The organism is Novosphingobium sp. DS6-6 (assembly GCF_057784975.1).
In genome coordinates this window covers 61,584-74,623 of sequence record NZ_JBYNTS010000003.1, presented here as the reverse complement: position 1 = coordinate 74,623, position 13,040 = coordinate 61,584, and the positions used below count along the sequence as shown (strand labels likewise).

General features: G+C 64.9%; 13 protein-coding genes. 10 read left to right on the top strand and 3 right to left on the bottom strand.

What is annotated here, in order from left to right:
• Positions 1-31 precede the first annotated feature (31 nt).
• Together AC3EDY_RS04550 and AC3EDY_RS04545 are read left to right on the top strand one after the other, a co-directional pair.
• Entirely contained in the window at positions 32-244 is a 213-nt protein-coding gene (locus AC3EDY_RS04550) for a hypothetical protein (protein WP_488571289.1), read from the top strand.
• A complete protein-coding gene (locus AC3EDY_RS04545) occupies positions 237-1,601 on the top strand; it encodes a putative O-glycosylation ligase, exosortase A system-associated (protein ID WP_488571288.1) in 1,365 nt (454 codons plus the stop codon). The genes AC3EDY_RS04550 and AC3EDY_RS04545 overlap by 8 nt, the downstream gene beginning before the upstream one ends.
• 27 nt (positions 1,602-1,628) lie before the next feature.
• Here the strand turns inward: AC3EDY_RS04545 and AC3EDY_RS04540 are convergent, their stop codons facing one another.
• The gene (locus tag AC3EDY_RS04540; RefSeq protein WP_488571287.1) at positions 1,629-2,909 is read right to left on the bottom strand and encodes a polyhydroxyalkanoate depolymerase; all 1,281 of its coding nucleotides are present in this window, start codon (positions 2,907-2,909) and stop codon (positions 1,629-1,631) included.
• A gap of 298 nt (positions 2,910-3,207) precedes the next feature.
• On the opposite strand from AC3EDY_RS04540, the gene AC3EDY_RS04535 reads away from it, so the two are divergent.
• The 8 genes from AC3EDY_RS04535 (at position 3,208) to ribA (ending at position 10,031) form a co-directional block, all read left to right on the top strand.
• Positions 3,208-4,980: an ABC transporter transmembrane domain-containing protein gene (locus AC3EDY_RS04535; protein WP_488571550.1), complete on the top strand. Its 1,773-nt coding sequence runs from the start codon at positions 3,208-3,210 to the stop codon at positions 4,978-4,980.
• 139 nt (positions 4,981-5,119) lie between these two features.
• On the top strand, positions 5,120-5,935 hold the full coding sequence (locus tag AC3EDY_RS04530; protein WP_488571286.1) for an undecaprenyl-diphosphate phosphatase: 816 nt from the start codon (positions 5,120-5,122) through the stop codon (positions 5,933-5,935).
• A gap of 176 nt (positions 5,936-6,111) precedes the next feature.
• Positions 6,112-6,378, top strand: a complete 267-nt coding sequence (locus AC3EDY_RS04525) for a GlsB/YeaQ/YmgE family stress response membrane protein (RefSeq protein ID WP_488571285.1) — start codon at positions 6,112-6,114, stop codon at positions 6,376-6,378.
• A gap of 47 nt (positions 6,379-6,425) precedes the next feature.
• On the top strand, positions 6,426-6,710 hold the full coding sequence (locus AC3EDY_RS04520; protein ID WP_488571284.1) for a hypothetical protein: 285 nt from the start codon (positions 6,426-6,428) through the stop codon (positions 6,708-6,710).
• Positions 6,711-6,895: 185 nt separating this feature from the next.
• Positions 6,896-7,063 (top strand): 50S ribosomal protein L33, encoded by a 168-nt coding sequence (gene rpmG / locus AC3EDY_RS04515; RefSeq protein ID WP_054132393.1) that lies wholly within the window; start codon positions 6,896-6,898, stop codon positions 7,061-7,063.
• Between the two features lie 139 nt (positions 7,064-7,202).
• A complete protein-coding gene (locus AC3EDY_RS04510) occupies positions 7,203-7,853 on the top strand; it encodes a LolA family protein (RefSeq protein WP_488571283.1) in 651 nt (216 codons plus the stop codon).
• Between the two features lie 313 nt (positions 7,854-8,166).
• Complete coding sequence (locus tag AC3EDY_RS04505; RefSeq protein WP_488571282.1) at positions 8,167-8,958, top strand: exodeoxyribonuclease III; 792 nt, start codon at positions 8,167-8,169, stop codon at positions 8,956-8,958.
• Positions 8,959-8,960: 2 nt separating this feature from the next.
• Positions 8,961-10,031: a GTP cyclohydrolase II gene (gene ribA, locus AC3EDY_RS04500; RefSeq protein ID WP_488571549.1), complete on the top strand. Its 1,071-nt coding sequence runs from the start codon at positions 8,961-8,963 to the stop codon at positions 10,029-10,031.
• Between the two features lie 48 nt (positions 10,032-10,079).
• On the opposite strand, the gene AC3EDY_RS04495 is transcribed toward ribA, so the two are convergent.
• Together AC3EDY_RS04495 and recQ are read right to left on the bottom strand one after the other, a co-directional pair.
• Positions 10,080-11,084, bottom strand: a complete 1,005-nt coding sequence (locus AC3EDY_RS04495) for a right-handed parallel beta-helix repeat-containing protein (RefSeq protein ID WP_488571548.1) — start codon at positions 11,082-11,084, stop codon at positions 10,080-10,082.
• A gap of 92 nt (positions 11,085-11,176) precedes the next feature.
• Positions 11,177-12,973: a DNA helicase RecQ gene (recQ, locus tag AC3EDY_RS04490; protein WP_488571281.1), complete on the bottom strand. Its 1,797-nt coding sequence runs from the start codon at positions 12,971-12,973 to the stop codon at positions 11,177-11,179.
• Positions 12,974-13,040 lie beyond the last annotated feature (67 nt).

The window sequence follows — 13,040 nt, the reverse complement described above, 5'->3', positions numbered from 1 at the left end:
GAAACAGGCGCCTTACGGCGTGCCTGAACACATGCGGCGACAAGGCGATGGCGGCGACAAGGCGATGATCGACAAGATAACCATCTTCGTGCCGCACATCCTGATGGCGCTGATGATCTGGAAACTGGTGCGCCGCGCCGATCTGGACGACGATCCGGCCTTGCCCAGCCGCCGTCAGCGCCTGATGGGCCAGCGTCATACGGCTTCGCACGGCGGGCGGCCGGGGCCGGGGCGCGATGCTTGACCTTTTCTTCACCGCCTTCTGCCTCGCGTTCATGGGCGCCGGGCTCAAGCGGCCGTTCCTGTTCGTGCTGGCCTATGCCTATATCGATATCGTTGCCCCGCAGAAGGTCAGCTGGGGCTTTCTCACCCATATCCCGATCTCGCTGATCGCCTTTTCCTGCGCGCTGCTGGGCTGGATCGTTGCCGAGGACAAGAACGGTATCCGCATCAGCCCGCGCCAGTTCGTGCTGCTGCTGCTGCTGGTCTATTGCGGATTGACCACGCGCATGGCCGATTTCCCGGTGGAAGCCGCCGCGAAGTGGGACTGGGTGTGGAAAGCGCTGGTCTTTGCCCTGTTCCTGCCGCTGACCTTGCGCACCCGCCTGCGGATCGAGGCACTCGCTCTGGTCATGGTACTGTCGGTGGGGGTGATCGTGATCGGCGGCGGGATCAAGACTCTGGCGAGCGGCGGCGGCTATGGCGAGCTGCGCCTGCTGGTGAACGACAACACCGGCCTTTACGAAGGATCGATCATCTCCACCGTGGCGATGTGCGTGATTCCGCTGGCGCTATGGCTTGCCAACCATGGCACGATTTTCAAGCCCGACTGGAAAGCCAAGCTTTTTGCCGCCGGCATCTGTTTTGCCTGCCTGCTCATGCCTATCGGCACGCAGGCGCGCACCGGGCTCATCTGTGCAGGCGTGCTGGCGGTGATGATGCTGCGCTCCACCCGGCGGCGCATGCTCTATATCGGCCTGGTCTGCGCCGGGATGGCGGTTGCCGTGCCGCTGCTGCCGTCCAGCTTTACCCAGCGCATGAGCACGATCGGCAATCACCAGGCAGACCAATCGGCCTCCACCCGCGTAGCGGTGTGGAAATGGACCATCGCCTTTGCCCAGACCCACCCGTTCGGCGGAGGCTTCGATGCGTTCCGCCAGAACAGCGTCAGCTACGATACGGTGAAAGCCGATTATGCCGGCGCCAACAACGCTGCGATCGAAACCGAACATATCGAAGAAAAGGGCCGCGCCTATCACTCCGCCTATTTCGAAATGCTGGGCGAGCAAGGCTATCCGGGCCTGGCCATATGGCTGCTGCTGCACATCATGGGCGTGTTCCAGATGGAACTGATCCGGCGGCGCTATCGCCGTGATCCGCCCGAAGGTTTCACCTGGGTTTCGCCGCTTGCCGATGCGCTGCAACAGGCGCAGATCTGCTATCTTGTCGGCTCGACTTTCGTGGGCATCGCTTTCCAGCCGTTCTGCTACATGCTGGTGGGCCTGCAATGCGGTCTGTCGGCCTATATCGGACGGGTGCGGCGGGCGGCGCCGGCACCTTTTCCGCGCCGCGCGCCCGCACCGGCCGCCGTCCAAGCCTGAGCCCAGGCTCCCGCGAACGGGGGCCGGTCAGTTCACCGCGGCAAGCTTGCCGCCGTGCCGCGGCTTGGCGTTGTCCGCATCGTCCCGCGTATTGAACCGGGCCATCCACGCCTCGATCACCGGGGCGATGTTCTTGCGCCAGCGCGAGCCGTTGAAGATACCGTAATGGCCCACTTCCGGCGCCAGCATGTACTGCTTCATCTCGTCGGAAAGGTTCGGCGTGACTTTCAGCGCCGCGCGCGTCTGGCCGATGCCCGAGATATCGTCCTTCTCGCCCTCGATGCACAGGATCGCGGTATCGGTGATTGCCCCCAGGTCGACCAGCTGGCCGCGATGCACGAACTGGCCCTGGGGCAGCGCGTGGCGCTGGAACACCACGTCGACGGTCTGGAGATAGAATTCGGCCGGCAGATCGCAGACCGAACGGTACTCGTCATAAAATTTCTTGGTGGCGTCCGCGCTTTCCTCCGCGCCCTGGACCATGTGCTTGAACAGCTTGTAATGGCTCATCATGTGGCTGCCCAGATTCATCGACATGAAGCTGGTGAGCTGCACGAAGCCGGGATAGACCTGCCGCCCCGCGCCCGGGTAATTCTCGGGCACGGTGGTGATCACGTTGTGCTTGAACCAGACATAGGGCTTGGTCACCGCATGGTCGTTCACCGCTGTCGGGCTTTCGCGCGTGTCGATCGGGCCGCCCATCATGGTCAGGGTCAGCGGTCGGCAGGGATGGTTGCGCGCGCCCATGATCGCGGTGGCCGCAAAGGCCGGCACCGATGGCTGGCACACGGCCATGAGGTGGGCGCCCGGCCCGAGATGCTCGAGAAAGCCGATCACGTAGTCGATGTAGTCGTCAAGATCGAAACGCCCTTCGGACAAGGGCACGTATTTCGCGTCCGCCCAGTCGGTGATGTAGACTTCCGCGCGTTCCAGCAGGCGTTCGACCGTGCCGCGCAACAGCGTGGCATAGTGGCCGCTCATCGGGGCAACCAGCAGCAGGCGCGGGGCGTCGGCCGCAAGACCATCGTGGGTAAAGCGCTTGAGATCGCCGAACGGGCGGTGAACCACGGTGCTTTCGTGCACCGCATGGGTATGGCCGTCCACCTGGATCGTGCGGATGCCGAACGCCGGCTTGCCGCGCGGCGCGGTGGCATGGGCAAAGACGTCCAGCGCCGAAGCCATGGTCTGGTTGGGGCCATAGCCGGCAAAGGGCAGCCGTGGATCGTTCAGCACGTCGGCCATCATCGAGGCCCAGGCGCTGCTCGCGTTCATCAACGAACGCTGGATTTCATAAGCCTTGTACAGCATCGCGATCTTGCCTTTCCATTCGCCGCGCCCGACCGCTGCGGCTCTCGCAGTTTCTGGCGCGGTTTGTGGCGCGTTGCGAAAAAGTCTTGCTCTTTAACCCGATAATGCCTGCGAATCGCTTCACCCGCAATGCAGCACGAAGGGCAGGTTCTAAGGTTAACTGGTCCACTTCAGATGGTAACTTTCCTCTCTGCACGCAACCCCCCTTCCGGTGCGGCCCGCCATCCGCTAGGCCCGCGCCATGGAAGAGGTTTCCCAGGATCGGCCCGCGCCGGACATGCCCGTCACTGCTGATGCCATGCCGGCGCCACTGCGCCTTCCCGCCTCGCGCCGGCTTACGCCACTGCGGATGGTCTGGCGCGAGGTGCTGAAATATCCGTGGCAGGTGACAATTGCCCTTCTGGCCCTGTTCGCCAGCTCATCGGCAACGATTGCCATCCCGGCGCGGTTCAAAACCATTATCGATCAGTCATTTGGTGCTCATGCCCCGCTCGAACTGATCGACCGGTCGTTCCACGTGCTGCTGGTTATCGTGGTGATCCTGGGGTTTGCCACCGCGTTCCGCTTCTACTTCGTTTCATGGCTGGGCGAACGGGTGGTGGCCGATGTCCGCATCAAGGTGCAAACGAATCTGCTGCGGTTGCCGCCTGCCTTTTTCGAGACCAACAGTCCCAAGGAAATCTCTTCGCGCATGACGTCGGATACGGCGGTCATCGAGCAGGTGGTGGGCACGACTGTCTCGATCGCCTTGCGCAATCTGATCACGGCATTGGGCGGGCTGGTCTATCTGTTTTTCCTCGCTCCGCGCCTGACCGCCGGCTTGCTGATCGGCATACCCGTGGTGATTTTCCCCATCGCCTGGTTCGGCAGCCGCCTGCGCAAGGTTTCGCGGGTCAGCCAGGATCGCGTGGCCGATATCGGCGCGATGACCGCCGAGGTGCTGGGCGCGATCCGCATCGTCCAGTCGTTCGGCCAGGAATTGCGTGAACGGGCACGCTTTTCCGCCGCGGTGGAACGCACGTTCGACACCGCGCGCCGCCGCATCACGATCCGCGCGCTCATGACCGCAGTGGTCATTTTTCTGGTCATGGGCGGGATCACGCTCGTGATGTGGGAAGGCGCCAGAGGCGTGGCCAGTGGCACCCTTTCCGAAGGCACGATCGCGGCGTTCGTGATCACCGGCGGGATCGTTGCCGGTTCGTTCGGCGCCTTGACCGAGGTTTACGGCGATCTGCTGCGCGGCGCCGGGGCCGCGGGGCGCCTCAACGAATTGCTGCTCGAATTCCCCGACATTGCCCCCCCGGCGCGGCCCATCGCCCTGCCGCAACCGCCGCGCGGCGCGCTGTCGTTCCAGAACGTCGCGTTCCGCTATCCCAGCCGCCCCGAAATTTCGGCGCTGGCCGATTTTTCGCTGACTGTGGAACCGGGCGAAACCGTGGCGATCGTCGGCCCGTCCGGCGCCGGCAAATCGACCCTGTTCCTGCTGGCCCAGCGGTTCTACGATCCGCAGGGTGGCGTCATCCGCGTCGACGGGGTGCCCCTGCCCCAGGCCGATCCGGCCGAAATCCGCGCGCGCATGGCGCTGGTCCCGCAGGAACCGGTACTGTTTGCCGCCAGCGCCCGCGACAATCTGCGCTACGGCGCATGGGACGCCACCGACCAGGCGATCTGGGCGGCGGCCCGCGCCGCCAATGCCGAGGATTTCCTGCGTGATCTGCCCGAAGGGCTCGATACGTTCCTGGGCGAGAATGGCGCCCGCCTTTCGGGCGGGCAGCGCCAGCGCATGGCGATTGCCCGCGCCTTGCTGCGCGATGCGCCGATCCTGCTGCTGGACGAGGCAACGAGCGCGCTCGACGCGGAAAGCGAGCGCCTGGTGCAGGATGCGCTCGACCGCCTGATGGAAGGCCGCACCACGCTGGTCATCGCACATCGCCTCGCCACCGTGCGCGCGGCAACACGGATCGTGGTGATGGATGGCGGACGTATTGTCGAACAGGGCAATCATGCCAGCCTGATGGTCACCGATGGTCTTTATGCCCGCCTGGCGCGCATGCAGTTCGAAAGCGCCTGAGGCTGTTCGGTACCCGGTGTCGCGTGCGGCAAGACGCGGCCAGGGGTTGCTACCAGTTCGGGAACGTTACCAATTTGCCATCTGGGCACCGCATCGAAACGCTTGAAAGCCGTGCTGCGCTGCGGCAAGTCGGTGATCCATGGACAGCCACATCATTACCGCCGTCGTTCTCGGCATCGTCGAAGGCCTCACCGAGTTCCTTCCTGTTTCTTCCACCGGGCACCTGATTCTCGCCACCGAGCTGCTCGGCTTCAAAGCCGGGGAATGGGAAGTGTTCAACGTGGTGATCCAGCTTCCGGCGATCATGGCGGTGGTGGTGCTTTACTGGCGCACGTTCCTCGAGGTTGCCCGAGGCGCGTTGCGGGCCGAGACCGAAGCGCTGCATTTCGTGCGCAATGTGCTGGTGGCGTTCGTTCCTTCGGCGATCCTTGGCGTGCTGCTCAAGAAAAGGATCGACCTGCTGATGGAAACACCGGCCGTGGTTGCCGTGGCGCTGATCGTGGGCGGGGTGCTGATTCTCCTGATCGAGCGCCTGGCACGCGAGGGGGAATACCAGCCGGTGGGCCGTATGCCTTTGTCCAAGGCGCTGGCGGTGGGGGTGATGCAATGCCTGTCGATGGTGCCGGGCATGTCGCGTTCGGCCTCGACCATCATGGGCGCGCTGACAATGGGCATCAACCGCAAGACGGCGGCCGAATTCAGCTTCTTCCTGGCCGTGCCCACCATGTTCGGCGCCACGGCCAAGCAGCTGTGGGACAATCGCGACGCTTTGGCCAGTGGGGCCAGCAGCGTCGGGTGGGCCGATATCGCCGTGGGCAGCGTGGTGTCCTTCGTCGTTTCGCTCGTGGTGATCAAGGGTTTCGTCACTTATATCGGCCGTCACGGTTTCGCGCCATTTGCCTGGTATCGCATCGTTGTCGGCGCAGGCGCGCTGGTGTGGCTGCTGGGCGCCTGAGCGCGCGTTCGGCTGCTGGTGCACGGCGGCGTGCCAGCTTGCGCCCGGCCCTCTGACCAGCTTTTCGGCAGGGCCGCGGCGCAACGTTCCGTCGCAAAAGCGGAACCAACCCCCCTGTGGCGAATTATCCCCGGCAGACAGCCATTCGTGGCACCAAATCAAAGGGGTTTACCGTCATGGGCCTTATCGTTCTCCTTATCGTCGGCGGCATTCTCGGCTGGCTGGCGAGCATCGTCATGCGCACCGATGCGCAGCAGGGCATTTTCCTCAACATCGTGGTCGGCATCGTCGGCGCGCTGCTGGGCGGCTTTCTGCTTACCCCGCTGGTCGGCGGCGGCAGCATCACCGAAGGCATTTCGGCCGGCAGCCTGATCGTTTCGTTCCTGGGCGCGCTGATCCTGCTGGCGGTCGTTAACCTGGTCCGTCGCGGTTCGGTGCGCTGAGCATCCGTCCGGCGAAACACCACGCATCAAAACAGGGAGAGCCCGTCATGAACTTTACCGCCAGACACGCGCTGCTGCTGCCCGTCCTCGCGCTGGGCCTTGGCCTTGCCGCCTGCAAGAACGAGCAGGAGAACGCTGCCGAGAGGACTGCTGACGCGATTGCCGAATCGTCTGACGCTGCCGCCGACGCTATCGACACGCAGGCTGTCGAAGCCACCGGTGCCGTGGCGGACCAGTTGAACAGCAAGGCTGACGAAGTCCGCGCCCAGGGTAAGGACGAAGCGACCTCGATCAAGGAAACGGCGGAAAAGGCGGGCGACACCAGCCACTGACGCTTTTGGCGATCGCGTCATGCGGGGCGTCGGGCCATTGGCCTGGCGCCCCGTTCGCTTTCGCAAAGGCTTGACTTTCGTAGTGGCCTCCCGCATGGGCGGCCACCTGTCAGGGCGGCGCGCGCCGCCCGTTTCGTTTTGAGCACGCGGCGCGCAGACGCCTAGAAGGAATTCAGGACAAGCCCATGGCAAAGCCCACAACCGTCAAGATCCGCCTGGTTTCGACCGCCGATACCGGCTTCTTCTACGTCACCAAGAAGAACCCGCGCAACACCACGGAAAAGATGTCGTTCCGCAAGTACGACCCAGTGGTGCGCAAGCACGTGGAATTCAAGGAAGCCAAGATCAAGTGATCTGAACGACGCTTCTGCCGTTCCGCAAAGGGCCGGGTAACACCCGGCCCTTTTGCATTGGTGGCCCTGACTGGCTGGTCTGCCTATTGGAACCGGAAGGTTCACAGGCGGTTCAAGGCCGCTGTAGCAAGGAGTGGCGATGAACCGACTGACCAAGATCCTGAGCGCTGGCGCGGCGATGATGCTGTCGCTGTCGCCAGCCCTGTTCCCGGCAATGGCTGCCCCGTCCCCTGCCGCCACTACCCCCACCGATGACGTGGACCGGGCGGTGGCCGCGTTGCGTGCGATATCTTCGATGCGCGCCGATTTCGTGCAGACCGATCGCAACGGGCAGCGTCTTACCGGCACGCTGACGCTGCAGCGGCCCGGCAAGATCCGCTTCCAGTATCAGCCCGGCGTGCCGCTGCTGATCGTGTCGGACGGCGCGGCCCTTACCGTAATCGATTACGAGGTCCGCCAGGTTTCACGCTGGCCCATCCGCAACAGCCCGCTTGGCGCGCTGCTCAACCCCAGCAAGGACGTGGCACGCTATGCCCGGCTGCTGCCGACTATCAATCCCGGCGTGCTGAGCCTGGAAGTGAAGGATCCGCGCCATCCCGAGTATGGCACGCTGACGCTGATCATGGTGCGCAAGCCCGGTGCCCCCGGCGGCCTGGAGCTTGACAGCTGGGTCGCGCTCGATTCGCAGAATCAGCGCACCACCATTCGCCTGTCCAACCAGCAATACGGCATTGCCGTGCCGGCCAGCATGTTTCGCTACAACGATCCGCGCCCCCAGGGCCGCCGTTGACGGGCATTGGTCGCGCTGGATGACCGCTTCGTCACTGCAGTATGCCGGCCCGCGACAATTTGCGAAAAACCCTGGGTCTTCGTTCATGCGGCAGCAAGCGGGCAGCGCCTAGGACGGTTTCAGGCGAGACGGACAGGACGGGTTTCCCCCCTGTTGCCCAGTCTGACCAATCCTCTCGTCAACCGCGTGACGAACGCACATGGAACCCTCGGACTATTGCCCCCGGTCCGAGGGTTTTTCGTATGAAGGCCGTGACAGCAGCGCCGTGCGATCGGCCTTGCTGCACGCGACGCGGCCACGTAAAGCGCGTGACATGGTCTCGATCGCCACCTGGAACATCAATTCCGTTCGCCTGCGCATCGATCAGGTCGTGCGCTTCCTGCAGGCCGAACGGCCCGATGTGCTTTGCCTGCAGGAAATCAAAGTAGCCGAACCGCTGTTCCCGCACGAGATTTTCGAGACGCTCGGCTACACCCACCGGGCCATTCACGGGCAGAAAGGCTATCATGGCGTTGCCACGCTTAGCCGTTTGCCTTTTCGCGAATACAGCCGGCACGATTGGCAGGATAACGGCGAAGCCCGCCACGTGGGCGTGGAGCTGCTCGGCGCGGGCCAGGGCCTGATTCTGGAAAACGTCTATATTCCCGCCGGCGGCGACATTGCCGATCGCACGCTCAATCCTAAGTTCGCGCAGAAGCTCGATTTCCTCGAACGCATGGCGCGATGGGCCGACACGCTCGACCGCCCCACCCTGATCGTCGGCGATTTCAACATCGCGCCGCTGCCGCACGATGTCTATGACCACAAGGCCTTGCTCAAGGTGGTCAGCCACACCCCGATCGAGGTGGAATCGCTGCAACGCTTTGCCGATGCCCATGGCTGGGTCGATCTGGGCCGCCGGCACATTCCCGCGCCGGAACGCAACTATTCGTGGTGGTCGTACCGGTCCTATTGGCGGCAGAAGGATCAGGGGCGGCGGCTCGACCATATGTGGGCCTCGCCCGAACTTGCGCCGCAATCCATCTCCCATCGTTTCGTCGAAGAAACCCGCCGCTGGGAACAGCCTTCCGATCACGTCCCGCTGATCACCGAGTTCGCGCTTTGACAATGCCGGCGGCGGCAACGCGCCGCGTGGCACGCGCGCTCGATGCCTTGCGCCATGGCTGGGCCATTCGCGTCACCGATGCCGATGGCGCATTCGCGCTGCTGCCGGCGGAAACGGGCTTTGCCCAGCCGGGCCTCTTTGCCGCGCAGATGCTGATTTCGGCGGCCCGCGCGGCAACGCTCAAGCTGGCCAACCAGCGCGATGCCGCCCTGCCCCATGCCCCGGTGCTGATCCACGGCCCCGAACCGTTCACTTTGGCGGCGGCACGCAACCTCGCCGATCCCGCGCATGATCTGGCAAGTCCCCTGCGCGGCCCGTTCCGCGCCAGCGCGATCGTTGCGCCACAGGCCGCGCAGGCGGCAATGGAACTGGCCCGCCTGGCCGGCATCCTGCCTGCCTTTCTGGTCGCCAGCGGCGCCGATATCGCCGAAACCGTTGCCGCGGCCGACGTTGCCGCATTTGCCGATCCGCTCAACCTGACGATCCAGGCCCGCGCCCGCCTGCCGGTCGATGCCTGCGAAGAAGCGGAAATCGTCGCTTTCCGCGCGCGCGACGATCTGCGCGAACATGTGGCCCTGATCATCGGGCAGCAGGACAACGGCATTGCGCCTCTCGTCCGGCTGCACAGCGAATGCCTGACGGGCGACATTCTCGGCAGTCTCAAGTGCGATTGCGGCCCCCAGTTGCAAGCGGCCCTGGCGCGCATGGCGGCAGAAGCGGCACGGGGGGGCTGGGGCGTGCTGCTTTATCTGCGGCAGGAAGGGCGCGGCATCGGGCTGATCAACAAGTTGCGCGCCTATCAGTTGCAGGATCAGGGCTTTGATACGGTCGACGCCAACGAGCGTCTGGGCCTGCCCGCCGAAGCGCGCGATTTCCCCGTGGCGGCCCGGATGCTGGACCTGATCGGCGCGCGGCAGATTCGGCTGATGACCAACAATCCCGCCAAAGTCGCCGCACTGGCCGCCTTGGGCATCATCGTGCTGGAACGGGTCGCCCACCAATTGCCGGCAAACCCCCACAATGCCCGCTATCTGGAAACCAAGCGCGATCGCACGGGCCACTTGCTGAAATAGCGCCAGCTTTGCCTGAGCCGGCCGGCGCCGTGGCACGGCACCCGGGCATCAGCGCCGTTCGAACCGGGCAATGCCCGGACCAAGCGCGTTCGCCCCCAGGTTGATCCTGTCGCCCGACCAGTCGGCCACGAACACCGTCTGGCGCGAAAGGCCGGGTGCCAGGCGGGCCGTGTTGCCGGCGATCGTCAGCCCATCGGCGCTATGCTTGTGGCCTTCGGCAGCATTGGCAATGAACGTGCTGTAGTTTTCCTTGTCGGCCCCTTGCACGAACCAGTTGCCGGAAATCACCCCGGTTGCGCCGATCGACAGGTCGATCATGTAATTGGTGGTGCGGCCGCGGCTGTCGTCGAAACTCGAATCGGTCACTTCGATCCGCGCCGCGTGGCTTTTCACATAATGCCCGCCTGTGCCCTGTTCGAACCGGCTGCGGCGGATTACCACTGTGGCCTCGTCGCCGAAATAGACCGAATGCGCGCAGGACAGGCCCCGGTCGCAGCGGCCCAGCCGGGTAAAGGTCGATTGCTCGATCAGCACGTGTCCCGACGGATAGTTGGCCGAAAGGATGCCCTGCTCGCTATCGCGAAACCAGGCTTCGCGTACGGTCAGGTCACCGCGTTCCAGGCGTATGCCAGCCCCGTTCGCATCGAACGCACGCATGTTCTGGAATACCAGGCCTTCCACGCGCATCGATTGCCCGCGCATGACGAGCGCGGCTTTCTCTTCGCACACTTTGCCATCGAAGATCGACTGGCCGGGAACGGCGGCCACATAGGTCACGTTGCCATAGGGCTGCACCCCGCAATCGCGCCAGGTTCCGGGCGCCACGCGGATCGTGCCATCCCCTTGCCCCAGGGCATTGATGGCATCCTGCAGGCGATCGAAGCCCTGGCCGGTTTCCACCACGGTGAACGGCGCGGAAGCCCTGGCCGTCGGCGCATTCTGCGCGAGCAGCGCGCCCGCGGGGATTGCCGCCAGCACGGCCATGCACAGCAGCATCAGGCGCCCCCGCACGATGCGGTGCCGGCTCAGCCGTGTTTCCATCTCGGTCAACATGACATCCACGCTCGGTTCCCCATCCAATCGAGGCAACCTAACGAAAAATGGTTGACGGGCTCTTTAGGTTCCATAGCCAACCGGATTCCCCATTACGCGTTCTGCCCATGGCTGTGGATAACCGCCAGGAAGCGCGCGCCATAGGCATCGCGCTTGCGTGTGCCAACGCCGCTGATAGCCGCGAGGTCGGTCAGCGACCGGGGCCGGATCGCGGCCATTTCGCGCAGCACCGCATCGTGGAACACGACATAGGGGGGCACATTGGCCTGCTGGGCGATTTCGCGGCGCAGCGCGCGCAGCGCGTCGAACAGCGGGTCGCCCACCGGGTTGAGCGCGGCGGCATTGCCGCTTTTGCCCCGGCGGCGCCCGCCACGTTCCTGCGCCGGCGGCAGGACAACCTGCACGCCCGCCTGGCCTTTGAGAATGGCTTTGGCATCGCCGCCCAGGGCCAGCCCGCCATGTTCGGTCGGCACCAAGCTGCCGCGCGCCAACAGTGCCCGCGCCAGGGCCTTGAGCAGCGGCGCCTGGTCTGTCGGCACGATCCCGAACACCGAAAGCGCATCATGGCCCCGGGCGACGACACGCTCGTCAGCCACGCCCGTCAGCACTTTTTCCAGATGCGCCAGGCCATAGCTCTGCCCGGTGCGATAGACCGCCGAAAGCAGCTTCTGCGCCAGTTCGGTGGCGTCGGTCCGGCCGGGCGGATCGAGGCAATTGTCGCAGTTGCCGCACGCTGCGGGGGGATCTTCGCCAAAATGGCGCAGCAGCACGGCACGGCGGCAGGCGGCGGTCTCGACAAGGCCCGCCAGCGCTTCTAGCCGGGCGCGCTCGCCCTGGCGGCGGGCTTCCTCCACTTCGGCAAGGCGGTGGCGCGCGCGGGCGAAATCATCGGCGCCCCACAGCAGCAGCGCCACCGCCGGATCGCCATCGCGGCCGGCGCGGCCGGTTTCCTGATAATAGCCTTCGATCGATTTGGGCAGGCCGGCATGGGCCACAAACCGCACGTCGGGCTTGTCGATGCCCATGCCGAAGGCCACCGTGGCGACGATGACCATGTCCTCGCTGGCAACGAAGGCTTCCTGGTTGGCCGCGCGCACTTCGGCCGGCAGCCCGGCGTGATAGGGCAAAACGCGCCGTCCGCCGGCGCCCAGTTGCGCGGCAAGCTTTTCCACCTGGGCGCGGGTGGGCGCATAGACCACGCCGGGGCCGGGATTCTCCGCGACGAACCGGCTCAGTTGGCGCAAGGGATTGTCGCGCGGGGCAATGCGGTACTGGATATTGGGTCGATCGAATCCGGCGACGATCAATCCGTCGCGGGCAATGCCCAACTGCTCCAGAATATCGGCGCGCGTGTGGCGGTCGGCCGTGGCCGTCAAGGCCAGGCGCGGCACCTGCGCAAAGGCATCCATCAGCGGGCGCAACAGGCGATAGTCGGGACGGAAATCATGGCCCCACTCCGAAACGCAGTGCGCCTCGTCGATAGCGAAAAGCGCCAGCGGAGCCTTGGCCAGCAATTCGCGGAAATGGGGCTGGCTCGCCCGTTCCGGCGCCACGTATAGCAGATCGAGATCACCGTTGCGAAACCGCTCGATCGTGCGGTCACGGTCGGTATCGACGCTGGTCAGCGCGGCCGCGCGGATGCCGTTGGCGGTCGCGCTGCGCAGTTGATCGTGCATCAGGGCGATAAGCGGCGAAACCACCACGCAAGTGCCCGGCAGCATTACCGCCGGCAATTGATACGTCAGCGATTTGCCGGCACCGGTAGGCATCACCGCCAGCGTGGACAGGCCCGCGAGCACACGGCCGACCACCTGGTCCTGAACCCCGCGAAAACCGGAAAACCCGAAAACCTGCGCCAGGCGGCGGCGCGCCGGCTCCAGGTCAGGCATTAGCGGCGCAGGCGATTCAGGCAGAACGGCGGTCACTCGCCGCCTATGGCAGATCGGCCCCGCGCCC